Consider the following 23,635-nt stretch of genomic DNA (forward strand, 5'->3'; position numbering starts at 1 on the left):
AATTTATAGTCAAAGTTTTTCTGAAGGCTTAAGTTTGTCTATCCTTACTAACAGTAAAGTTACAAGCGATGCCTACGCAGATAATTCTACTAACCCAATTATAATGAAGCTTTGAAATAAGATAACTTGCTAAAAAGAATCGACCACATTTACCTGTCAGTATCTAATTTTTCTCAATCTGAGACATTCTAGGCAAATTTGAGGGTATGGGCGGCTGAAAATGTCTATATCAGTGCGTTCTACGGCATTGTAGACATTCAGAAGATACCGCCTAACGGTTAAATTGGCGGCGTAGCCCACACGAGAGCCGTTATCAGGCAGGTGCAGTTCGTTAATATAATCCTTCTGGTGGGGAAATATCAGATCCGGCAGCCATACCAGTGTTAGTAGATTTAATCCCTGGTTTAACAGTAGGGGATTGTTGTTTTAAGGATTGAAAAACAGAAGAAGAGTTATCTTGCTCAATTGATATATTGGTATTTGTTTGTTGCTGGGACATCAAAGCTAATCCTCCCATTGCACCAGCAAGAAGAGCTGTATAACCTATATATAAATGCGTCGGGCGAATTTCCAATCCCACTCCTTTTTTAGATTGATCCGAAAAGGGCTGAGTTATTGGTATAGCTGCTAGGAATGGCAAAGAGGCAGCTAAAGCAACACCATTAAGTCCTAAAGCATCTCCATAACGTCGGATAAATCCACGTATAAAAATGTCATCTGATAATTCTTTCCAGTTGCCGTTTTCTAATGCCTCTATCAGCTCCGTTCGGATATGAGTGGAAAGCTGGATGTGCTCCAAAGAAAGCCCTTTGGATTGACGGGTTTTTTGGAGTTGTTGCCCGATTTGACGTAAGCACACCACGCGTTGTTGGGCTGCAAGTTCAGCTTGTTTAGCAAGTTCTGCTTGAGAAATTCTCTGATGATTCAGCAATTGTAGTGGTTTTTTCCACAGCGAATTTTCTGCTGTATTTTTAGAGGGTTCCTCTTGGAGAGTGCAATGCTCCTGCTGTATCTCCGGCGAAGAATTGACTGTTTCTGTCGCTTGCTTGGTATCTGTAACTATTTCAACTTTTTGAGATTGTTGGGCAAATTGTTGAAATGCTAACCCGATCGCTTCTCTACCTACGGCTTTTAATAAATCTTGAGCCTGATCTGTTTGTTCACCTATTAACTTCTGCACCATCGCTAAAGCACGTCGATAAACTCGGCTTCGATGCAGTTGCACTTCTATTTCTCCTAAAAGCGATCGCAACTCATCTTGAGAAATTTCAATATTCGGATTGTCCAGAATTTGTAAACAGTATACAGGAGTAGTAACCATTGTGAAAGCCTTTTATATGAACTCAATCAAAGAAAGTTACAATCAGATGTTCACTATTTTTCCTAACTTTACCTTTGTTTTCCGGATGTTAATTGTATAATTTAAATTTTTTAACCGCTCATCAACACTGAAGTAAAGCAGTAATATCCGTAGTCGTGGTCGTAAAAATAATACTAGTATCTTTTTGAGAAAAAACCTTGAGTGCTTACCAAGGGTAAGTTCTAGAAGTGCTGCAACGCCCTCTCCTCTACTATTGTTCAGTAAATTCCTTGAACCAGCTAATTGATTTAAGGTAACTTTGAAGGTATTAGTGAAAATTTCAAACTGTCAGGTTTTATTTGTTGCTCAACTTGACAAATATAACGAAAAAGCCCTTTCTTAAACCCCAGGGGCAACTGGGTATCAAATATTGTCCTGGCACGCCTGCTATTGGAAATAGCTAGCTACCCCTTAATCTCTTACAAAAAGTTCACGATCCCTAGACGCAAGATTTCTCGCGTAAAGTCACAGGAATACCCGATAGTTGCATCAGCAAGAAACTTACCAGCCAAACACTCTTTTGTTACTCCATAACCCCCAAGAATTTCAACTGCTGTTTGTGCATTTTTGATTGCAACATCCACTGCAAAGGTCTTGGCGGCTGGTGCTTTGACTGTGGCGGCAAGTTGGGGAGAAGTTTCTGCTGTACGGGCAGCATCCCATACTACCAATCGTGCAGCTTGAGTGTTAATCATCATATCCGCTAATTTTAAAGCCACTGCCTGATGTTCGATAATCGGACGACCCCAACTGACTCTTTGCTTGGCATAATTCAAAGCATACTCATAAGCAGCACGAGCCAAACCAACATAAGAAGCTGCCAGCCCAATAGCTACTTCTGGAAGCAACATCAGTAGTTTTGCGGCTCCTCCTTCTTGTCCAATCAGATTTTCCGCAGGGACTGCCACGTTATCCAGATAAATCTCAGCATGATGAGAAGCTTTCCAACCAATCATCTGTGTCTTTTTGCCAAGCTTAATCCCTGGTGTATCTGTTGGAACGTAGAAGATAGACAAACTTTCGTGCAATGGTTTATCCATAGCTGTACGGGCAATGATGAAGTAGCTATCCGCAATCCCAGCATTTGTAACTAACGAGGATTTTGTTCCATTGAGAATGTATCCATTGCCCTCGCGTGCTGCAAAGGTCTTCATCCCAATATTCGAGTCTGGCAAGGGGCAGAACATATCTGAGGTAGCGACATTCGGTTCACTCTCTGCGGCACTAAATAGATGGGGTTTTCCAGAATTGACAAAAGATAGTATTCGTTTTTGCTGTTCTTGGGTTGCAGCTCTACTGACAAACAATGACATAGCTGCGGTGAGATTAAAGTAACTACAAGCAACGCTGACATCAACAGCACCTATTTCTTCTAACACTACAGCCAAGTCTATGCACTTTCCACCCACACCTCCTAACTCTTTTGGAACCATCAAGGATGTAAATCCTAATTCAGCTCCCTTATAGAAAACGTGTTTGCAAAAATCCCAAGGTTCCATCTCTGGATTGTTAGACTCTTCAATTATCTGAACAACAGGGACAATCTCGTTTTGAGCAAAATCACGTGCGAGAGACTGCAACATCTCCTGTTCTTGAGTGAGCCTAAAGTCAATCATTTGTTATTTTCTCTTTATTTCTACAGTGCAAATATACAACTTTCTCTGATGTACTATAGCCTTATAATTAGTATCAAAATCTCAGTTTTGTAACCAGATTTTCCTATTTAAACTTTATGTACAAGTGGAAAAGTCTTTGTATATACTAGCTTTAGAGTATGCACGTCTCTTTCGACAAGTAAGCACAAAAGAAAAATAATTCAAAAAGACCTATAAAAAAATCAATTGCTATAGCCTATTAGGAGATATCTGCTAAATTAGATAAGCTTATACTACATTTTTAGACAGGCTTTCGGCAATCACTCGTGAGAATTGATTCCTCTTAGGCGATGAACTACAATCCGCCTAAGAGCGATCGCTACTTTAACGGGGCATATAAATGACTAAATCTTTATTTAATGTTGCATCCGCTTCGGTATACAAGTACAAAATTATACCTCTTTTAACTTTAATAACATCATCCAAGTAACAATTAATTAGATGGTTTATTTTTTGAGAAATTTACGGTAGTTTGTCTTTAGTGAAAGTAAACACTACCTAATATCAAAAAAAATAATTATGCTTAGATTACGGGCTGTATGGTTTACTCCGGTAGCTGCCGTGCTTTTGAGTTTTGGGCTAGGTACAAAAAAAGTAATGGCGCAGATACAATATCCATTTTCAGCTATCTACAATTCAGAAACTACTCTTGAACCGATCGCAGGAAACATTTTAAAAATAACCAATATCGGTGAAAGTGCTAATGCGCCATACGGTCTAACTAAACTTGTAAATATCAGCTATGGCAATCTCGACAATAATACAGGTGTGATTACAATTGAGCCAGATCCAGCAACGTTTGGGTTAGATGACTTACCGCTTGGTAACATTACAATTTTTGGTCAAGGAGAAGATAAGCTATTTGGAACCACCAGGGGTACTGCTACCCTTGACTTTCAAAATTTTGTGGGCACGGTTTCTAATACTATAAGTATTACTGGTGGCTCGGGTACATTTGACGGTGCCATTGGCACACTGATATTGTCGGAGAATCTTACACTCAACCCAGATCCAACTGCTCCTGTAAGAGGTCTACCTCTAATCTCAGGTTCGTTTCAAACGTTTCAAACAGTTCCAGAACCGAGGAATAACGCGGCGATCTTTAGTATAGGCTCAATTGGAGTAGGTTTCCTATTACGCCGACATAGACTTCGAGTTACATCATTTGAGTAATCATAAGCTGTATGTCTCGTTTAATTTAGCAGACTGGTGGTATTTTAAAAAACATCCCCATACTGATTTTTGTCCTCAGCTAAGTCAATCATCGCAGTTGGTAGTCTTGAAATAGTCAACTGTAACGCTTGCATTTGAGGAAAATCACGCTTAATAATTTCGATAGCTTTTTTTTGACTCTCTTGATTTTTAACTATCAGTTGTGCAGTGCCATCTCCCTGAGAACCTACGCCTTTTCCTCCGAAGATATAAGGCTTAAGTGGCTCGTGATGGAGAAGCAGATGCAGCTTTTTTGCAGTTAATTGATCGGGACAAGCCGGAACTACGTGTCGGTCAAATTCTGCTTGGGCTTTTGTCATTAAAGCTCCAAGAAGTTGGGCATCTCCGAGTTGTATTGCTTCAACTGCTGCCTGAGTAATTTCCGAGCTAATAGAACCAAAATATTTTTGGACATTTTGCTCTATTGAATTAGTAGCCAAAGGATAACATTGATTCAATCGTCTTAGTATTTCTTGTGTGTTTTTGCTACCGCCGAGATCGACAATCACAAAAAATAAATCCTCACTCACTTTCAATTCGAGTAAGTCGATTTTTTCACCATCAAATATCATCAATATTGGGCGATTTCCATAAGCACAAGCCTGATCCATACGACCACAAAGGCTAGGAGTGGTTCTTTCTCCCAGATAGGCAAACTCCATTTCTGAACGAATTGTCATCTTCAAGTCATATAGACGATTAAAAGACCGAGCAATGAGAACGCAAAAAGCAGCACTCGAAGATAATCCCTTTTGGATGGGTAAGTCGGTTAGATAATTATCAACCTCAAGCCCGCTGACACCATAGTGAGTCAGAAATTGATAAGCTGTACCAGCAGCATAACTAAAAAAACCACCCTTTGCCGCTACGCATTTCAGGGTATGAGATTCCATAGGTAATCTCAACGGTTCATAACTCCTGCCATCATTGAGAGAAGTACGAATAATTAATTCAGTAGAATTAGGTTTGACCGAGGCATAAATTCCTTGGTTAGTACCAACAATTAAGGTGTAGCCCTTTTCGAGCAGGGGATTAACGCTGCGATATTCTCCTGCCCAATCGCTGTGTTCTCCGAACAAACAAAGACGGCCTGGAACAAAAATTCTCATTTTAAGTTTCCTGTTCTTAATCGAGGTATATTATCCTGATTAACTTGAATAAACAACATACCATTCATCACTCCAATAGCCCACATCAGCAGTGCTTTCAGTAATCACTCGTGAGAATCGATTGGGGAGGCGATGACTATGCTCCGTCTAGCGATGTCTACGACGGGCTGCGCCTACGCTACTTTCTCCATCTCCAGATTTCCTTACTCAACACCCCATCACCAGCAATCATGTCTGTCGGCTGCCAGGGAAGAAGCTCAAAGTCGCGGATGTCGTCTTTTATAAAAAAGATTGGAAATCAGGTGACAAAAATTTGCTTTCTCTATCGGAAATAATCGGACATATATACGTCTTTAAAGATGTCTGAGATTTTGAAGCTGCGGAGAATGCTAGTTTCGCTCGGTACTGGCTGGATGTAAGACTGTAAAGCTTGAATCCGCATCTGTTCCCAGGCAATACGAGTGGCATACTCGTGCAAATCTTGAGAAAGCAGCGTATGAATCAGCTGTTGAATTGAGGGATATTCAACAATCAGTGTGTGAAAGACTGAACTGTGGCAAAAACCAAATTTCGCTCTTTGCCCTGGCGATCGCACTGGTTTGATAAGCTCCTGCCACTGCATTTGCAATCAGCGTATGACCAAACAAATCCCCTGCATTCCGGTAGCGAATTAGCAATTGACCAATCAGCGATCGCTGGAAAATCTCCACTGTTCCCGACTTCAACAGGTACAGCCCAATGGGGGTTTGTCCATCTTGATAGATTAACGTTTGCGGTTCTACACCAAAGCAATGGAACGACTGAGCGATCGCTTGCAGTGCCTCTACTGGCAATTGTCCCCAAACCGGATGAAAACTCAGCCAATTCTGACAATCTTCAACAACCTTTTCATCAACATGTGATCAACGGCAATGGTTGCTCCACAATTGCCGCTACAGGTTGAGTTTGAAAGGTTGCAATAGATTCTGTTTCCGAATTCAAGCCTTGCTGAATGGACAGATGAATGTATTTATTTAGGGACAATTTGATACCTCAAATATTGAAGTAATAATTTAATTGAGTATCTCAACATTTATTCGGTCTTAGAATAACACAAGCTTTTTTGGTGCAGGCGTGCAATATCATGACAAAGTATTTTCATTTTTAACCCGTGTCATATATGTTTGACTCATAATTTGGATAGGCGTTCACAAAATTTAAGAAGTTACTAATAAAAACCAATATATGTAGATAATTAATAATTCGTAATTCGTAGTTTACGCTGATGATTGCTGGAAATAAAATTATCAGTCAGTGGGGGAAAATCAGTAATTCAATCTCAAGCGATCGCACTTTAGCCCAATAGCTGCTGAAGATTGCACTCAGAATTTATCGGGGGAAGCTCATGAACAACCAACCTAATCACAAAAACCGTAGTCTACAAGAAACGCCATGCCCTATCTGCGATTCACAAAATTTTATTTGGGGTCGTACCGTTGGAGAATCAGTAAGTCAGTGGGTGTATTTCCGTGCTGATGGGGCTGGGTGGGGGGAAGGCGAAAAGCTGCGGGCGCGTAAGTGCCTTGGTTGTAACAATGTTCAGTTATTTACGTATGATTAGCTAATGGCTGACCACCAGGAAGTAAATTCTTTTACTTGAAAAAACTCCATCTTCTGACTTGGAGATTACTCAAGCCCACTACCTATAGCATCAACAACTGCTTGGCTTGGGTCACGCTCACCGTGTTATACAAGTTGACTGGTTAAAAGTCGCCAGTAGAAAAATCCTAATTCGATACCTCTAATTCCACTGTTGCTGCCTGTTGTTACTTCCAATAAGCATCTCGTTTCTCAATCAAAGCAGTTAACTTGCTGTTGCTCTCTAGTACTAACTGATAATAGTCAGACACCCAAATTGACTAAATCAACATCAGCAAGCCATATTGTTCTGCTTTGGGCAGACAGTTCTTCTAAAATTGGGGACTGCCACTCTACCCCATAAAGCCAATTATCTTTGAGACTAAAAATCCCTTGAATAATACGGCGTGTCGGCTGTTCACCAAAATCAACCTCAACTATATCACCCAACTCAAAAGCTGGAGTAGAAACAGTGGTCTTTTCTAGTACATTTGTTGGATAAAATTCTTGTTCAGCTAAGTAGAGAGTTTCATTCTGGCAAACAATTGCATAAATCCATTCCTGTTTTTCCCACAAAACACCACAGCAGTAGCCTGACAAGTCTGAGATTGGCAACAAAACTTTTTCTAACATTCTTACTGCTAATGGAGGCATGGTCTGACCCCACTCAGGAGAAATATGCCAACAGGATTCTAAAGCGGTAATTTGGTTAATCATCTGGGAATGTAGTTCTCTTTTTTATACATACACTCTCTTGGAGCAGTCTGATCCGGAATATAATTTAAATTTCGGGAAACTAACTCCACAGATGGGGATTCAAACCCATTTTTGTTCGAGAGCCTCCTAATTTGATAAGACTTTACTGATTCACTAATTCTCAATTAGTATAAAATTGTTTTGGCAGTAGCGATCGCCTGATCCACACTCTCCACAATATAAACATTTTCTGGCGACAGTTTTTTAAAGAAAAGGTTACTTTCTTGACCATTTTTAATGGATATGGCAGAGCGATCGCAGCCTGGTGCGCGTAGTGTTCTATTTCTACCCCACCTCGATCCAGATACTCATGGTGCTTTCGTGAATTTGTGATTAGCTCATACGCAAGCAGAGATAATTCGTGCTGTGCTTAAAGAGGTTGCATTTAGCTTGCGGTCTGTCTTCTGACAATTTCTGTCTTTCTGTTGACGTAAGATTTACTGTTAACCGTTTGACAGCCCATTTTTTATTGACCATTCACTTTTACGACTGACGTATTACTTTTAGCAAAAAAAATATACCTTTGTTTAAAAGCTTCTTCTAATCCGATTTCGAGCCAATTTAGAGACGATTCATCTCAATTCACAGATAACTAAAGAAAATTTCGGCTTTCAGCTATTTTTTCTAGTTTGTATACGCATTTACGACATTTTCATTCATACCTACTCTAAATTACTTATTTCGGTGCAATACCATCTGTCTGTAGAATGAAGCACACCATCAAGAATACAACGTATTCTCTAATGTAATTGAATAAAGACTTATGTGCTTACAAAAAAACACTCTGTAGGATTTAGGTCTCACTTTTTATCAATTGAGTGAATAGGTACAAAATGGATATATCACAGATTAAAGAACATCTGCCAGTTTATGCAGAAGGAGCAGGCGGGTTATCAGGGGCATCTGACACACATATTGGAAATATCGACTCTGTGGAGGAAGGCAAGTATATCAAATTGACGAAGAATAATGCTCCTGATGGACAACATCACTGGTTTCCTATTGACTGGGTAAGGGCAGTAGATGAACGAGCCGTTTATCTGAAAAAAACCGTGAATGAAGTCATAGAAGAATTGCTCAATGAGCAGCCTAGTGGTGTTTAAAATTGTTAGTTGTTGAGTGGATAGCGCTGCATCATCTTTTACCAAGGTGGCGCTTTCCCTCCGAGTATACAGATTGCACTCTCAAGAGGCAATCTGTATCTTCTGTCCCCTATTCCACAAACTAACTTAAATGACTAATAAAGAACTAGAAACGCTCAAAAAATTAGCTTTTGACCAATCTGAGCGCAGTTCAGAAAAGGCTTTTTCAGCACTAGATTTGAATTTAGATGCCGACTGCTAAAAGGGGGATTAAAATCTGTTCTCAATGGCAAAAGTGTCGAGTAAAAGTCTAAGATATTAGTCTGTAGATGGATTCCATTGGAAAACAAAATCCGACATTCTTTGCTAATCCCAGCTTCACATAGTATTAGAAATTAAGTGAATGGAACAACGATGAAATCACTTGGACCGAAATCAAAGGTAGAACTACAAGAGCAAGAGATGTATCCTTTGAGCCACCCAAAAGATTGGTCATGGCCATTCTGGGCTGCTGTCCCAGTTTACCCCTACGGCAGGCGACGGACACTTCGCAAGGAAATAGTTTTTGATACTATCTGGACATTCGAGCAGCTTCACGGCATTCTCTACACCATCGTGCCGATTCGTATGACTGTCGTCAAACTTGCTGCCGGAGGTCTTCTGGTCTATGCACCCGTTGCTCCAACAACTGAGTGTGTCCGCTTGGTTAATGAATTGGTAGCAAAGCACGGTGAAGTTAAGTACATCATACTGCCAACCAGTTCTGGTCTGGAGCATAAAGTCTTCGTTGGCCCCTTTTCTCGCCGCTTTCCTCAAGCACAAGTCTTTGTTGCTCCGCACCAGTGGAGTTTCCCGTTTAACCTGCCACTTAGTTGGCTAGGCTTTCCAAAAAAACGAACTCAAGAACTCCCAGAAGATTCAAGCCTTGCTCCCTTCTCTCTGGAGTTTGATTATGCAATCTTGGACATCAATTTAGGACGAGGATCTTTTGCAGAAGTTGCAGTGTTTCACAAGCCTTCGCGCACTCTACTTGTAACTGATTCTATCCTTTCTGTTCCAGTTGACCCACCAGAAATCCTCCAATTAGATCCTTACCCCTTACTGTTTCATGCAAGGGACAATGCCTTGGAGACGAGCGAGGACAATGAAGATAACCGCCGCAAGGGATGGCAACGCATTTCATTGTTTGCACTTTACTTCCGTCCAAGTGCGCTGGAAGTTACTCCAATGGGACAGATGTTTCGTGATGCTCTCAAAGCACCACAGCGAAACCTAAAAACATACTTTGGTTTGTTTCCTTTTCGCTGGCGAGAAACTTGGAAGCAGGCATTCGATGCTCTACAAGGTCAGGGGCGGCCATTTGTCGCACCGATTCTGCAAATCCTTATTTTTCCCCAAGCACCAAGACAAGTCCTCAACTGGGCTGATAGAGTTGCTAATTGGGATTTTCAGCAGATTATTCCCTGTCACTTTGACTCGCTAATTTTTGCAAATCCGCGTCAATTTCGGCAAGCATTTGCTTTTCTTGAAAAAAATCCCTCTGTAAGTAATGACTTTTCTTCTACCGAAAGTCAGCCTCTATTGGAGGAAGACTTAAAATTCATTAAGGAACTGGAAGCGGGTCTAGTTAAGCGCGGTATCGCAACACCAGCTAAAGAAAAGGCCTATTGAACCTCACTGAAGAGAGCAGGGGAGGCAGAGGAAGAAGAGAGGCAGGGGGAGATTCAACGATGACGACGTTGGGCAAAAGTGCGTTTCACTTCCGACTGTGGTTGTGGGACGGGACTTGGGGGGAAGAGAGCGGCTAGCCATTTGCACAATACTCAAGCCTTTACTTTTAAGTATGGGGTTTGCTCCCCCCTGCTCCTCTTCTCGCCCTGCTTGCCTTGCTCTCTTCGTTGACATCAGTCAGTCTTTCTGCACAATACGCTGCTGGAAAAGCACAACCAAAAGTAAGAAGCCACCACGGAGTACGAGTTGCCACCAAGGAGTAATGGTTCCCTCAAGATTTAAAAGGTTATACATCATTCCTAGTAAAAGTACACCAACTAGCGTCGGAAACACGCTCCCCTGACCTCCTGCGAGAAACGTTCCTCCCATAACGGTGGCGGCGATCGCATCTGTCTCCCAGCCAAAGGCAGCCACAGGCTGGCCCGCTCCTAAACGACCTGCGAGAATGATACCAGCAAGCCCTGAAAGCAACCCGCTAAATGTGTAGACTGCAAGCTTTACTTGGTTTGGGTTCACGCCCATGAGTCGGGAGGCTTCCTCGTTGTTGCCAATAGCGAATATGTGCAAACCTAATCGGCTTCTGTGTAGCATAAACCAAGCTGCAAAATATAAGAGTGCAACTATCAGCACGGGTACAGGAATCCAACCAATAAACCCTCTACCCAGCCAAACAAGTCCCGATGCTGTCGATGATACGGCAATGGACTTTTCCTCCGTGATGCTCAACGCCAGTCCGCGTGCAGCGCTGGCAGTGAATAAGGTAACAACAAACGGCTGAAGCCGCGCGCGAGACACAAGAAGACCATTGACCACACCCAGTAACGTGGTACTAGCAATGCCGGCGGCGATCGCCATGAAACTTCCTTGTCCGGCAAGCATTGCTGCGACGACACCGCCCAAAGCAACCAGTGAACCCACGGACAGATCAATTCCTCCACTGAGAATCACGACAGTCATGCCCAGCGCCACGATCGCTAGCATACTATTCTGTCGCATAATATTCATCAGATTAAGAGGTGTCAGGAAGGTTTCATAACGAAAGGATGCGAAAACAGCCAAACTCAGGAGCATCAGCAGCACGCCCTGTGAGGTGAGGAGCTTGGCAAAACGCCGCAAACCCGTAAGCGCAAGAGACTTTGTGGCAGCCATGACGCGTTAAACCTCCCTCGGACGCTGCAAAAAAATGGCGAAAAGAATGATTACAGATTTCAAAACTAATGACCAGGTAAACGGAATCAGGAGCATATTGAAACTTGTGGAAATCACTTGCATGAGAAGGGCCCCGACAACAGTGCCGAGGACATTTGCACGACCACCGGAGAAGGGTGTACCGCCAACAACAACAGCCGCGATCGCATCAAATTCCGCGTTGACACCAACCTTGCTCGGATCGCCCATGCCAAGCCTCGCTGTCTCCACAAGTCCGGCAACCCCGGCAAGCAGGGCACTAATTATATAGACTATATATTTCACGCGCTCCGCACGGATACCCGCAAGCCGTGCAGCCTCCTCATTGCCGCCAACTGCAACGATATGACGGCCGAAAAGCGTAGAGCGGATACAGAAAAAAGCTGCTGCGATCGCTACTGCTGCAATTACAACTTGAATTGGTATAGAACCGAAATAACCCTTTCCCAGCGCTTCAAATGTCGGATTGACAAAAGGAACGAGCTTACCGTCCCCGATAACCTGAGCAATCCCCCGCCATAAGATGAGAGCCGCCAAGGTGGTGATCAAAGCATCAAGTTTTAGACGCGAGATCAGAAAGCCATTGATAAAACCAACCAACAGAGCCGCGCTCAAAGCGAACAAGATGGCAACAGTCATCCCATACTTAATCAGCAATGCCACAATGACTGAAACCAATGCCATAGTAGAGCCAACCGTCAGGTCGATGCCACGGGAGGCAATGACAAAGGTCATGCCAAGGGCAATCAACATTGTCGTGGATACTTGAAGCAACATATTCAATGTATTGCTAACTGTAGCGAAACGTGGAGTAAAGACGGCGTTCGCAACATAGAGAATTAGGAGTGCCGCAAATGCACCGAAGTTTGGATTCCACAGGGTTCCCCAACCCCGATCAGGCTTCTTGCTCTTCATTTGGGTTTTGCTCTGTTTGGGATTGTCCACCGACGGCTTTCTGACGATCTGCACCTTCTGCCATTGCGTGCAGAATTGCCTTTATGTTCTTCTGATCGCCACTGAGTTCCGCAATTGACTGCCCGTCACGCAGGACAACGACACGTTGCGAGCCTTCAACTAACTCTTCCACTTCCGATGAAATCATCAGAACTCCCAGCCCTTGCTCTGCTAGTTCGGCAATTAGCTGCTGGATCTCGCGCTTTGCACCAACATCAATACCACGAGTTGGCTCATCGAGGAGAAGAAGTTTTGTATTCTTGCACAGCCATCGCGCCAGAAGCACCTTCTGCTGATTCCCACCGGATAGTTCGTGGATCTTCTGCTCGGCGCTGGCTGCTTTGATATCAAGACGTTGCATGAAGCGCTCTACAAGTTCGTTCTGTTGTTTTCTGGAAACGATACCCCATTGCGTAAGGTTCGGTAGGGCAGCAAGAGTAAGGTTTTCGCGCACCGAAAGCTCAGGAATGATGCCGTCCGCCTTGCGATCCTCTGAAAGGAAAGCTATCCCAGCAGCGATCGCATCATGAGGATCGCGCAGCGATAAAAGACTACCTTCGAGTTTTACAGTTCCACCTTCAAGAGGTTCAGCCCCGAATAAGGCACGCACCGTTTCACTACGACCAGAGCCGAGCAAACCCGCAAGCCCAACGATTTCACCATGCCGCATTTCAATGGAAACACCATTGAGCCGTTTTTTATATTTGAGAGCTTCTGCTTGGAGTAGCACTGGCTGACAAGGCGTGTTTTGCGAGTGTCCTGTAAACGCCGTGACTCCTTTGCTCACCTCTTCGGGTTTACGACCTAGCATATAGCAAACGAGTTCTAGACGAGTCAGCGTAGACAGCGATCGCGTCACAATGTTGCGCCCATCACGCAATACTGTTACGCGATCGCACACGGCATAAAGTTCTTCAAAACGGTGACTGACGTAGACGATAGCTGTCCCTTCCGACTTTAGCCGCCGCATGACATCAAAAAGAACAGAAACTTCAGTTTCCGTCAGCGAACTTGTGGGTTCATCAAGGATCAGCACCCGCGCACCAAAGGAGATGGCACGGGCGATCGCCACCATCTGGCGATGGGCAATATTCAGCGAACCAACCACTAAGTGCGGGTCGATATGCAACCCCAGACGCTCTAGGATATCCGCCGCCCTAGCGTTCATCGCCCGTCTATCAATGATGCCGAAGCGATGCGGCTCCCTGCCCAGAAAAATATTCTCGGCAACAGTTCTCAAACCCACTAGTTGGATCTCCTGGTAGACGGCCACAATACCTGCCGCCTGCGCTTCAGTCGGGTTCTGGAATCCAACGGTTTTTCGGTCGTACTCCATAACACCTGAGTCCCGCCGATAAGCCCCCGTCATAATCTTAATCAGCGTCGATTTGCCAGCGCCATTTTCTCCGACCAGTGCATGAATCTCGCCTGCCTTCAGTTCAAAATCCACCCCCCAGAGTGCTGGCACGCCGGAAAAACTTTTTTTTATACCCGTCATGCACAGGACATTTTGAGTCGCCTGATTCATCGGCTTTACCCAGTTTTTATCTTCATTGCCAATAGTGGAGATCCTTCACTTCGCACTATAATAAGTAATATTTATTTATCTATCGTGAAAGCTCAGGAAAATTCCAGGTTATCTTTTTTCTATTTTAGGGTGAGAACTACTTATACCAATTCTCAAAAATCCGGCAACACATTCAAACCCTGAAACACAAAGAATATCTGACTTTCTTAATTACGAATTACGTTAGCATAGCCCATTACGAATTACGAATTACGAATTACAAATTGGTATTAGTATGCTTCATCGACAAAATCCTTAGCGTTGGTCACGTCGAAGAGTCTGTCCTTAAGAATAATCCGAGGAGGAATTTTCTTACCAGCAAAATACTCTTCCATTGTGGCGAAAACAAGCGGGCCAAAACGTGGGTTCGACTCGACACTAACACCAAGCTCACCACGAATGATTGCCTCCAGCGCCGCTTTCTGACCATCGATTGAACCGACCATTACATCCTTACCAGGCTTCATACCTGCGGATTTGAGAGCCTGGATCGCGCCTAATGCCATTTCGTCGTTGTGAGCATACACTGCCGTAATATCAGAACCTTTAGCCTGGATGATGTTTTCCATTACACGCACTGCCGCAGCCCGCGAAAAATCTGCCGTCTGCGTGGCGATGATTTTCATGTTGGGATAAATAGCGATCGCATTACGAAATCCCTTAGCCCGATCAATTGCGACCGATGAACCGGCTGTTCCAGTGAGTTCCACGATGGATGCCTTGCCATTGCTTGCCTTAGCCAGCCATTCACCAACGCGGCGGCCTTGGGCGATAAAATCCGACCCCAGAAAGCTGACAAAATGTTCACCTGGTCTTCCCGCCGCTTCACGGTCGATCAGAAAAACCGGTATTTTTGCCGCTCTTGCTGCTTCGAGGGCGGGCGTAAGGCCCTCATACTCACGTGGTGCGAGAAATATGACATCAACTTGTCGTGCGATTAGATCCTCAATGTCGGCAAATTGCTTCGATGTCTGTCCCTGGGCATCCGTCATCAGAAAATCATAAGTTTTTTTACGCTTGGCGGCCTCCTCCTTAATGCTGTTCGTTTCGGCAATGCGCCACGGGCCGATGTTCTCCGTCTGCGAAAATCCGACAATTTTTTTTGTTTTCTCGCGTATACAACCAGATAGTGAGAAAGCCGAAACAGCGATCGCAACGTAGGCGCTAAATACCAAGAACTTTGGCATATAGGCTCCAATACCTGAGCATCCAAAACAGGTTTTCTTCTTCATAACCCAATCATGTCTGAACGCTACATTGAGCTTATCTCAGATTTTGCCGACATCACAGCAGAAACTCTAATCGTAACCGTCGAATACCAAGTCATCCAATCAAAAATCTATCTCTATCTGACTGCTTTTCTCCTTCAACAGTTAGAAGCAGCAAATTTTGCTCTCGTGCAAAGCTAGCTATCAGGGCAAGTTCTTATACTGTGGCAAAAGGATTAATTTGTGGATATTAACAGACGAGATTTACTGAAGCTAGTTTCTGCTTCTGGTTTAGGTGGGGCTGGGGTATTTGCTTTACAAGGTTTCACTAAACAGGTTTTAGCGCAAAATCAGTCTACCCCACTCCAGATAAAAAAAGGTGAAATGTTCTACAGGCAACTAGGACGCACCGGAGAACAAGTATCTGTAATTGGTTTAGGTGGTCATCATATTGGTAGACCAAAAGATGAGCAAGAGGGTATTAATCTGATCCGTACTGCCCTCGATCGCGGAATTAATTTTATGGACAATTGCTGGGATTACCATAACGGAGGGAGCGAAATTCGTATGGGTAAAGCTCTGCAAAATGGTTATCGTCAAAAAGCTTTTCTGATGACTAAAATTGACGGTCGTACAAAGGCGGCCGCTACTAAACAAATTGATGAATCTTTAAAACGTTTGCAAACAGACCACATTGATTTATTGCAGCATCATGAAGTCATTCGTATGGAAGACCCAGACCGGATTTTTGCCCCTGGTGGTGCGATGGAAGCAGTTGTGGAAGCACAAAAAGCTGGTAAGATTCGCTACATAGGCTTTACTGGACACAAAGACCCTTTAGTACACCTGAGAATGTTGGAAGTTGCCAATCAAAACAAGTTCCGTTTTGATGCAGTGCAAATGCCGTTAAATGTTATGGATGCCCATTTCCGCAGTTTTGAGAGGCAAGTTTTACCCAGACTGGTTAAGGACGGAATTGCTGTACTGGGGATGAAATCAATGGGCGACCAAAACATTCTCAAAAGCAATGTGGTCAAACCTATTGAATGTCTGCATTACGCGATGAATCTACCAACTTCAACGGTGATTACAGGCATTGAAAGTATGCCCATCTTAAACCAGGCTTTCGAGGCAGTACGTACTTTTACACCCATGAGCCAAGAACAAGTTAAAGCATTACTGAATCGGACTCGCCAAGCTGCTCTTAAAGGTCAGTATGAACTGTTTAAAACCACTAGCCAATTTGATGGTACAGCCAAAAATCCTGAGTGGTTAGGATAAGTTTTAAGCAAACGGATCTTGGGTTTAAGCCCCCGACTCAATCAATACGGGCTTTGGTAATACGACCATCTAATACAGCCGCAGCAGACTGTTGCACCTAATTGGTTAAGACATCTAAGCATTCATACCGCCATCAACATCAAGTGTTGCACCGGTGATGAAAGCCGCGTCAGGACTAGCGAGAAAAGCGACCGCAGCTGCAACTTCCTCTGGCTTACCGTAGCGGTTGAGCGCTGTGGCTGCTTTTTGGATTACCGCAAAATCACTATCAGATGGGTTCATATCAGTTTCAATTGGGCCTGGCTGTATAACGTTAACTGTGATCGCCCTCGATCCTAGGTCACGTGCCCATCCGCGCGTGTAGCCAGCGATCGCAGATTTAGTTGCTGAATAATCGGAGATTCCTGCCCAAAGCGAATGGGTTCCAACACAGGAGCCGATGGAAATGATCCGTCCACCTTCAGCCATGAGTGGTGCAGCAGCGCGAACAGCAGCCACTACGCCACCGACATTGATCGCAAACTGCCGTTCTAAGGATGCAATATCGCTTGCAGGATCGCCAACTACACCAAGGACAAGTACGCCAGCGTTGTTCACGAGAATATCGAGACGACCAAAGCGTTCGGCGACCATCTTAACCAAATTCTCCACCTGGAGAGGATCGGCTTGGTCGGCTTTAAAGGCGGCGGCCCTAACGCCTTTTTCTTCAAGTTCCCGGACAACGATCGCGGCCCTTTCGGATGAGGTGGCGTAACTGATGGCAATGTCTGCACCGTCTTCAGCGAGACGTTTAGCGATCGCAGCACCAATACCCCGTGAACCACCTGTAATGAGGGCAACTTTACCTGTGAGTTTCTTAATATTGCTATTCATGATTTTTACTCCTTCGTTGTTGAACCTGTCACCTCAGTTATTTGACAATCGGGTAATTTTGTCAAGATTTTGACAAAACTATCAATAAATCAGCAATAATAACCAAGCCTGATGTGTTTTACCCAAATTTGAAAAATCGCAATCCATATTTGCTGATGATCGTTCATTTCAGTACAAATCTGTATTTGTGGTTCTTAGACTGACGCAAGTAGGTAAATTTGACAGTTATTTAGCATAACTAGACTTAGACTATTACGTAAATCAACGAACAGTACACACTGTCAGAGAAAGTTTATAGTCATTGCGTGGTGCTAAAGATTAGCGAGGCTAATCTTTATTTAATTAGCATTTGAAGAGTTAACTTGACTTGAATTCTGGGAACTATCATATTAACTACCAAAATCTATTAGAAAACAACATTCAGACAAGTATTAATGTTTAAATTAATTGCTCACATCCCTGACTATAGTATTACAAGTTTAATTTATGAAGCTGCTGCCACAGTAATTTATCGAGCGTACTCTAAGGCTAACGGGCACTTAGTTGTTATCAAACTGCTCAAAGCAGAGTATCCCAGTATCAAAGAGATTGCCCAACTCAAGCACGAATACGAAATCATCCAAAATTTGAATATTGCAGGTGTAATTAAAGCTCATAAGTTAATCAGTTATGACAACGGCTACAATAATGGTCTAGCACTAGTTTTAGAAGACTTTGGTGGTGAAACCTTAAAACATCAGATATCTACTACAGGGATTGAACTGACAAAATTTCTGAACATTGCCAATCAAATTACTGAAACATTGGGAGAGTTACATACCCACCACATTATCCATAAGGATATTAAGCCCGAAAACATTCTTTATAACCCCAATACCGAAAAAATAAAACTGATTGATTTCAGCATCGCTTCGCTGTTATCCAAAGAAAGTCCAGAGATTACTAGCCTCAACCTTCTAGAAGGAACACTGGCTTATATCTCGCCAGAGCAAACCGGACGTATCAACCGAACCTTAGATTATCGGACAGATTTTTACTCATTAGGTGTCAGTTTCTACGAAATGCTGACGGGTCAACTTCCTTTCCCAAATGCTAAAGACTCAATGGAGTTGGTACATTGTCACATTGCGAAAATTCCTGTAGCTCCGCACGAGGTTAATCCTAATGTACCATTGGCAATCTCTGCGATCGCTATGAAGCTCCTGAGCAAAACTGCTGAAGACCGTTACCAGAGTGCTTACGGGTTAAAGGCCGACCTAGAACAAGCAGCAATACAACTACAAACAAAAGGCAGCATTGACCTTTTTAGCTTAGGTCAGCAGGATTTTTCGCATCAATTCCAAATAGCTCAAAAACTTTATGGTCGGGAAGTAGAAGTCGCAGCTTTAATGGCTGCATTCGATCAAGTTAGCCTTGGTTCGAGCGAAGTTGTGTTGGTAGGAGGATACTCAGGTATTGGCAAATCCTCACTAGTTAACGAAGTTCACAAACCGATTGTGCGGCAGCGGGGTTACTTCATCGGTGGCAAATTTGACCAACTCAAGCGAGATATTCCTTATGCTTCTTTGATTCAAGCATTTCGAGAATTGATGCGACAACTATTAGCTGAAAGCCAAGCCAGAGTTGAGGTTTGGAAAAATAAATTACTACAAGCATTGGGAGCTAATGGTCAAGTTATTATTGATGTCATCCCGGAAGTAGAACTGATTATTGGGCAGCAAGCGCCTGTACCACAATTGGGGGTTGCTGAGTCTCAAAACCGTTTTAATCGGGTATTTAAGCAATTTATCCATGCCTTTACTGCTGCTGTTCATCCCTTAGTACTGTTTTTAGATGACCTCCAATGGGCAGATGCTGCCTCTGTGAAGCTGGTCGAAAATTTGATGACTGACCCAGAAAGTCAGTATTTATTGCTAATTGGGGCTTACCGAGATAACGAAGTTAGTCCCACCCATCCACTGATGCTAATGCTAGAGGCAATTCGAGCATCTGGGGCAACCGTTGAAGAGTTGCTTTTGAAGCCATTGGCAACACCTCATATTACTCAGCTACTTAGTGACACGTTCAACTGCGAATCATCTCAGGCAGAACCTCTAGCCGATTTGCTGTTTCAAAAAACCCAAGGTAATCCCTTCTTCTTGACTCAGTTACTAAAAGTATTGCATCAAGATAATCTCTTGACATTTGATTATCGTTTAGGTTTATGGCAGTGGGATATCAACAGAATTCAGGAACAAGCCATTACCGATAATGTAGTCGATTTAATGGTGAATAAAATTCAGAGATTGTCAGAACCAACGCAGCAAGTTTTACAATTAGCTGCTTGTGTTGGAAACCGTTTTAATTTAGAAATGCTAGCTGTAGTCAACGAAAAATCTCCATCAGCAACAGCAATTGATTTATGGTCAGCTTTGCAGGCGGCATTAATTCTACCTTTAAGTGATACTTACAAAATTCCTCAGTTGTTGAATCAGTCAGAATTGGCAACATACTGTGATCAGGCGGTACAAGTTGATTATAAGTTTTTGCACGATCGCGTTCAGCAAGCTGCCTATTCTTTAATTCCAATTGACCAGCAAAAACAAGTACACCTGAAGGTAGGTAAATTACTATTACACAATACCGAAAAAGCCCAGTTAGAAGAGCATATTTTTGAGATCGTCAACCACCTTAATGCTGGCAGTTCATTGATTGTGGAAATATCAGAAAGATATGAACTGGCAGAATTAAATCTGAAAGCAGGCCAGCGAGCAAAATCATCTTCGGCATTTGTCACTGCACTCAAATTGCTGGAAACAGGGATGAATTATCTACCTAAAAATAGCTGGGAAGATAAATATCCACTGACATTAACTTTATACTTACAAGTTGGAGAAGCAGAATTCTTAAATGGTAACTATGAGAAAGCTTTGCTAATTTTCGGGCATACCTTCAAAAAGGTTCAAACTACTCTTGATATGTGTCGGGTGAATGAATATCTGATTATGTGTTATCGCATGGAGAATGATTTAAACTCCGCATATAAAATTGGGTTAAACACCTTGGAACTTTTAGGTTTTGAGTTTGCAGCCTATCCCGATGATGTATATTTATTAGAAAAACTTAATCAAACCAAAAAAGTTATTGGCGATCGCACAACTTTTAGTCTCGCAGAATTACCGCAAATGCAAGACGAGGAGAAGCTAATAGCTCAACGCATCTTAAAAGAAGTTTGGCCCATTGCCTACTTTTTAGGATCTAAAGCGTTGCATATTACATCGATGAATATAACGCAACTTTCAGTGCAGTATGGCAACTCAAGAATTTCTGTATTTGGTTACATGCTGTATTCTTTCAACTTAGTATTTGAATATGGTGAGGTAGATTCAGGTTATGAATTTGGTGAATTATCTCTGCGTTTACATGAAATTTTAAGAACGAAGGAATTAGAAGCGAATATTTTAAATATGTGGGGAGGTTTAATATGTCACTACAAAGACCATATTAGCCAGGGTAAGCCTTATCTATTACAAGGATTTAATAGTGGTTTAGAAACAGGTTCTTATCAATGGTCTGGTTATTGTTCAGTTAATTTTTTATGGCAATGTTTATTTGGCAATGAATCTTTAGAAAAAACCGCAGAAGTAGCCGAAGATTTTATTCCTAGCCTCCGCAAGATTGACAAAAATATGTTGAACTACCATCTGCTGGCGATGGAAGCGATCGCTAACTTGACTAAGCCAGCAGGCAAGATTGACGAACTTGTGGGCACTTGGGTAGATGAACGGCAAGTGCTAGAGTTTGCGTTAGCATCTTCGGATATGTTGAGTGCATTTGTCGTTTACATCTATAAACTGGCACTCTGTAACTGGTATGGAGAGTATAGCAAAGCTGTTGAGTATGCAGAGAATGCCGAAGAATTTGTTGCGGGAGCGCGAGGAATTTTTATTAATCCTGTTTTCTATTTTCACCAAAGTATTGCCTTAGCAGGGGCTTATGTGGAAGCAGATACCGCAACTCAAGTTATTTATCTGCATAAACTTAATGCCAACTTAGAAAAATTTCAGCAATGGGCTATGCACTGCCCAACTAATTATCAACACAAATTTCTGCTGATTCAAGCTGAAATTGCTCGGATTTATAAACAAGATTATCAGGCAATGGAACTGTACGATTTAGCGATCGCTTCTGCTGCCGAAAATGGTTATTTACAAAATGAAGCCTTAGCAAACGAACTCGCATTTCGATTTTACTGGGCCAAGGATAGAAAAAACTTTGCCAAAGTTTATTTTAAAGAAGCCCGCTATCGCTATCTCAAATGGGAAGCTACAGGTAAAGTCCGGCAACTGGATGAACAATATTCCCAACTTTTTAGAGATCCAGTCGGGGAGGTAAACGGGCGGGGTACGGCTACAAAGCAGATTGGGGATATTTCTGAAGCTAAAACCCAAACTCTAGATTTAAGCACAGCAATTAAAGCATCGCAGGCACTCTCAAGCGAGATGGAGTTAAATCCTCTGCTGGAGAAAATGATGACGATCGCGATCGAGAATGCTGGTGCCCAAATGGGTTATCTACTTGTAAAACGAGAGAACCAGTGGGTGATCGAAGCCGAAGGAAGCATTGATCGAGATCAAGTAACAGTGCGATCGTCTAGTCTGTTTCAAGTAAAGCATAAGCTACCAGTTTTGCTGATTAACTATGTTGAAAGAACAAAAGAAAATTTGGTTTTAGACGATGCTAGCCACACAGAGCGTTTTGTAAGTGACAACTATATTGTTGCCAATCAACCCAAATCAATTTTGTGTTTGCCTTTCTCTCATCAGGGTAAGCTAACTGGAGTTCTTTACCTGGAAAATAACCTTACTACCGGAGTTTTTACCGCAGATCGATTAGAAGTACTGAACTTATTAACCTCGCAAGTTTCCATCTCTATAGAAAATGCTCGCCTCTACACAAATTTGCACATATACTCCCAGGAATTAGAAATTTCAGAAACACAAGCGCGTGAGAAAGCAAAGCAGCTAGAACACACACTCGATGAATTGAAGCTTACCCAGTCTCAGATGGTGCAAAGCGAAAAAATGTCTAGCCTAGGGCAGTTGGTGGCAGGTGTTGCTCACGAAATTAATAACCCAGTCAGCTTTATCTACGGCAACCTGACTTACGTAAATAATTATGTCAAAGACTTGATGAGTGTAGTACAACTTTATCAGCAGCAAAACCAGAATTTACCACCTCAAGTTCAAAATGAAATAGATGCAATTGACTTAGATTTTTTGATGGAAGACTTACCTAAGCTGTTGACTTCCATGCAAGTGGGAACTGATCGCATTCGTCAAATTGTATTATCTTTACGAAACTTTTCCCGCCTAGACGAAGCTGATGTTAAAGCCGTTAATATCCATGAGGGCATTGATAGTACCCTAATGATTTTGCAAAATCGGCTCAAACCCCAACCAGATTCTCCCGGAATTCAGGTAATACAGGAATATAGCAACCTGCCACCTGTAGAGTGCTACCCTGGACAACTGAATCAGGTATTTATGAACCTGCTCGCAAATGCGATCGACTCTTTAGAGGAATTTAACGAACATCGGACTTATGCCGATATCGCACTTCAGCCAAGCATCATTACAATTCGTACTACTGTTGAAGGCGATTTCGCCGTCATTCGCATTGCTGACAACGGTTCTGGTATCAGTGAAAATGTGCGATTGCAACTCTTCACACCCTTTTTCACTACCAAAGCTGTTGGTAAAGGCACTGGTTTAGGGCTATCCATTAGTTACCAGATTGTGACTAAAAAGCATCGAGGACGGTTAGAATGTGTATCCGTTTTAGGACAAGGGGCTGAATTTATTGTTTCTATCCCCCTTCAGGCAAGGCTAGTACCGCAAGGCGGAATTAAAAATTAAAAATTAAAAATTAAAAATTAAAAATGAATACAGCGTAAGCATTTCATTGATTTAGAATGGGTAGTTTAGTTTATTTCCGCCGTGTTGTACTAGTAGTCTGCCAACCCAAAAATGCGCTTGTGAGGGCTGGGGAAAGGGTAAAGAG

19 protein-coding genes and 1 pseudogene are annotated in these 23,635 nt (G+C 42.8%); 8 read left to right on the top strand and 12 right to left on the bottom strand.

All coding sequences use genetic code 11. The features are described 5' to 3' along the window. Window positions 1–331 precede the first annotated feature (331 nt). Both GNF10_RS15090 and GNF10_RS15095 read right to left on the bottom strand, forming a co-directional pair. A complete protein-coding gene (locus GNF10_RS15090) occupies window positions 332–1,321 on the bottom strand; it encodes a helix-turn-helix transcriptional regulator (protein WP_185585098.1) in 990 nt (329 codons plus the stop codon). Between the two features lie 458 nt (window positions 1,322–1,779). Next, entirely contained in the window at window positions 1,780–2,976 is a 1,197-nt protein-coding gene (locus GNF10_RS15095; RefSeq protein ID WP_185585097.1) for an acyl-CoA dehydrogenase family protein, read from the bottom strand. Window positions 2,977–3,534: 558 nt separating this feature from the next. On the opposite strand from GNF10_RS15095, the gene GNF10_RS15100 reads away from it, so the two are divergent. Further along, on the top strand, window positions 3,535–4,188 hold the full coding sequence (locus GNF10_RS15100) for a hypothetical protein (RefSeq protein ID WP_185585096.1): 654 nt from the start codon (window positions 3,535–3,537) through the stop codon (window positions 4,186–4,188). 44 nt (window positions 4,189–4,232) lie between these two features. Here the strand turns inward: GNF10_RS15100 and GNF10_RS15105 are convergent, their stop codons facing one another. Beyond that, window positions 4,233–5,336, bottom strand: coding sequence for a mevalonate kinase (locus GNF10_RS15105; RefSeq protein ID WP_185585095.1), 1,104 nt, complete (start codon window positions 5,334–5,336; stop codon window positions 4,233–4,235). A 110-nt stretch (window positions 5,337–5,446) separates the two neighbouring features. Between GNF10_RS15105 and GNF10_RS15110 the strand changes: the two genes are divergently transcribed. Next, window positions 5,447–5,671, top strand: coding sequence for a hypothetical protein (locus tag GNF10_RS15110; protein WP_185585094.1), 225 nt, complete (start codon window positions 5,447–5,449; stop codon window positions 5,669–5,671). Here GNF10_RS15110 and GNF10_RS37870 read toward each other — a convergent pair. The 3 genes and pseudogenes from GNF10_RS37870 to GNF10_RS38575 all read right to left on the bottom strand — a co-directional run. Beyond that, a complete protein-coding gene (locus GNF10_RS37870) occupies window positions 5,659–5,958 on the bottom strand; it encodes a hypothetical protein (RefSeq protein ID WP_185591932.1) in 300 nt (99 codons plus the stop codon). The two genes, GNF10_RS15110 and GNF10_RS37870, sit on opposite strands and share 13 nt — an antisense overlap. Next, window positions 5,861–6,169: a cyclic nucleotide-binding domain-containing protein gene (locus tag GNF10_RS39480; protein ID WP_185585093.1), complete on the bottom strand. Its 309-nt coding sequence runs from the start codon at window positions 6,167–6,169 to the stop codon at window positions 5,861–5,863. Before GNF10_RS39480 ends, GNF10_RS37870 begins: the two co-directional genes overlap by 98 nt. A gap of 242 nt (window positions 6,170–6,411) precedes the next feature. Continuing rightward, window positions 6,412–6,511, bottom strand: a pseudogene (locus GNF10_RS38575) (IS1 family transposase); the annotation flags it as partial. Window positions 6,512–6,720: 209 nt separating this feature from the next. On the opposite strand from GNF10_RS38575, the gene GNF10_RS15120 reads away from it, so the two are divergent. Next, complete coding sequence (locus tag GNF10_RS15120; protein ID WP_185585092.1) at window positions 6,721–6,936, top strand: hypothetical protein; 216 nt, start codon at window positions 6,721–6,723, stop codon at window positions 6,934–6,936. A gap of 281 nt (window positions 6,937–7,217) precedes the next feature. Here the strand turns inward: GNF10_RS15120 and GNF10_RS15125 are convergent, their stop codons facing one another. After that, window positions 7,218–7,670 (bottom strand): DUF1392 family protein, encoded by a 453-nt coding sequence (locus GNF10_RS15125; RefSeq protein WP_185585091.1) that lies wholly within the window; start codon window positions 7,668–7,670, stop codon window positions 7,218–7,220. Window positions 7,671–8,542: 872 nt separating this feature from the next. Here GNF10_RS15125 and GNF10_RS15135 point away from each other — a divergent pair. Then, window positions 8,543–8,812: a DUF2171 domain-containing protein gene (locus tag GNF10_RS15135; protein ID WP_185585090.1), complete on the top strand. Its 270-nt coding sequence runs from the start codon at window positions 8,543–8,545 to the stop codon at window positions 8,810–8,812. Window positions 8,813–9,253: 441 nt separating this feature from the next. Continuing rightward, window positions 9,254–10,462, top strand: a complete 1,209-nt coding sequence (locus tag GNF10_RS15140) for a DUF4336 domain-containing protein (RefSeq protein ID WP_185585104.1) — start codon at window positions 9,254–9,256, stop codon at window positions 10,460–10,462. A 237-nt stretch (window positions 10,463–10,699) separates the two neighbouring features. Here the strand turns inward: GNF10_RS15140 and GNF10_RS15145 are convergent, their stop codons facing one another. The 4 genes from GNF10_RS15145 to GNF10_RS15160 form a co-directional block, all read right to left on the bottom strand. After that, on the bottom strand, window positions 10,700–11,593 hold the full coding sequence (locus GNF10_RS15145; protein WP_221643324.1) for an ABC transporter permease: 894 nt from the start codon (window positions 11,591–11,593) through the stop codon (window positions 10,700–10,702). Window positions 11,594–11,677: 84 nt separating this feature from the next. Then, the gene (locus GNF10_RS15150; protein ID WP_185585088.1) at window positions 11,678–12,625 is read right to left on the bottom strand and encodes an ABC transporter permease; all 948 of its coding nucleotides are present in this window, start codon (window positions 12,623–12,625) and stop codon (window positions 11,678–11,680) included. Then, on the bottom strand, window positions 12,606–14,192 hold the full coding sequence (locus GNF10_RS15155) for a sugar ABC transporter ATP-binding protein (RefSeq protein ID WP_185585087.1): 1,587 nt from the start codon (window positions 14,190–14,192) through the stop codon (window positions 12,606–12,608). Before GNF10_RS15155 ends, GNF10_RS15150 begins: the two co-directional genes overlap by 20 nt. Before the next feature lie 269 nt (window positions 14,193–14,461). Beyond that, window positions 14,462–15,463 carry an ABC transporter substrate-binding protein gene (locus tag GNF10_RS15160; protein WP_260445814.1) on the bottom strand — a complete coding sequence of 334 codons (1,002 nt, stop codon included), beginning with the start codon at window positions 15,461–15,463 and terminating at the stop codon, window positions 14,462–14,464. Between the two features lie 9 nt (window positions 15,464–15,472). Here GNF10_RS15160 and GNF10_RS15165 point away from each other — a divergent pair, with 9 nt between their 5' ends. Continuing rightward, a complete protein-coding gene (locus GNF10_RS15165) occupies window positions 15,473–15,640 on the top strand; it encodes a hypothetical protein (RefSeq protein WP_185585086.1) in 168 nt (55 codons plus the stop codon). Between the two features lie 42 nt (window positions 15,641–15,682). Further along, on the top strand, window positions 15,683–16,720 hold the full coding sequence (locus GNF10_RS15170; RefSeq protein ID WP_185585085.1) for an aldo/keto reductase: 1,038 nt from the start codon (window positions 15,683–15,685) through the stop codon (window positions 16,718–16,720). A gap of 114 nt (window positions 16,721–16,834) precedes the next feature. Here the strand turns inward: GNF10_RS15170 and GNF10_RS15175 are convergent, their stop codons facing one another. Further along, window positions 16,835–17,593, bottom strand: coding sequence for an SDR family NAD(P)-dependent oxidoreductase (locus GNF10_RS15175; RefSeq protein WP_185585084.1), 759 nt, complete (start codon window positions 17,591–17,593; stop codon window positions 16,835–16,837). Window positions 17,594–18,027: 434 nt separating this feature from the next. Between GNF10_RS15175 and GNF10_RS15180 the strand changes: the two genes are divergently transcribed. Then, window positions 18,028–23,490, top strand: a complete 5,463-nt coding sequence (locus GNF10_RS15180; protein WP_185585083.1) for an ATP-binding sensor histidine kinase — start codon at window positions 18,028–18,030, stop codon at window positions 23,488–23,490. Window positions 23,491–23,635 lie beyond the last annotated feature (145 nt).

The sequence above is a fragment of the Nostoc sp. UCD121 genome (assembly GCF_014222285.1).
GTDB lineage: Bacteria > Cyanobacteriota > Cyanobacteriia > Cyanobacteriales > Nostocaceae > Nostoc.

Bases quoted from the DNA above. Each gene is read 5' to 3' on its own strand.
- GNF10_RS15090 (WP_185585098.1), bottom strand. From the start codon at position 1,321: ATGGTTACTACTCCTGTATACTGTTTACAAATTCTGGACAATCCGAAT.
- GNF10_RS15095 (WP_185585097.1), bottom strand. From the start codon at position 2,976: ATGATTGACTTTAGGCTCACTCAAGAACAGGAGATGTTGCAGTCTCTC.
- GNF10_RS15100 (WP_185585096.1), top strand. From the start codon at position 3,535: ATGCTTAGATTACGGGCTGTATGGTTTACTCCGGTAGCTGCCGTGCTT.
- GNF10_RS15105 (WP_185585095.1), bottom strand. From the start codon at position 5,336: ATGAGAATTTTTGTTCCAGGCCGTCTTTGTTTGTTCGGAGAACACAGC.
- GNF10_RS37870 (WP_185591932.1), bottom strand. From the start codon at position 5,958: ATGCAGTGGCAGGAGCTTATCAAACCAGTGCGATCGCCAGGGCAAAGA.
- GNF10_RS15120 (WP_185585092.1), top strand. From the start codon at position 6,721: ATGAACAACCAACCTAATCACAAAAACCGTAGTCTACAAGAAACGCCA.
- GNF10_RS15125 (WP_185585091.1), bottom strand. From the start codon at position 7,670: ATGATTAACCAAATTACCGCTTTAGAATCCTGTTGGCATATTTCTCCT.
- GNF10_RS15135 (WP_185585090.1), top strand. From the start codon at position 8,543: ATGGATATATCACAGATTAAAGAACATCTGCCAGTTTATGCAGAAGGA.
- GNF10_RS15140 (WP_185585104.1), top strand. From the start codon at position 9,254: ATGTATCCTTTGAGCCACCCAAAAGATTGGTCATGGCCATTCTGGGCT.
- GNF10_RS15145 (WP_221643324.1), bottom strand. From the start codon at position 11,593: ATGCTCCTGAGTTTGGCTGTTTTCGCATCCTTTCGTTATGAAACCTTC.
- GNF10_RS15150 (WP_185585088.1), bottom strand. From the start codon at position 12,625: ATGAAGAGCAAGAAGCCTGATCGGGGTTGGGGAACCCTGTGGAATCCA.
- GNF10_RS15155 (WP_185585087.1), bottom strand. From the start codon at position 14,192: ATGAATCAGGCGACTCAAAATGTCCTGTGCATGACGGGTATAAAAAAA.
- GNF10_RS15160 (WP_260445814.1), bottom strand. From the start codon at position 15,463: ATGAAGAAGAAAACCTGTTTTGGATGCTCAGGTATTGGAGCCTATATG.
- GNF10_RS15165 (WP_185585086.1), top strand. From the start codon at position 15,473: ATGTCTGAACGCTACATTGAGCTTATCTCAGATTTTGCCGACATCACA.
- GNF10_RS15175 (WP_185585084.1), bottom strand. From the start codon at position 17,593: ATGAATAGCAATATTAAGAAACTCACAGGTAAAGTTGCCCTCATTACA.
- GNF10_RS15180 (WP_185585083.1), top strand. From the start codon at position 18,028: ATGTTTAAATTAATTGCTCACATCCCTGACTATAGTATTACAAGTTTA.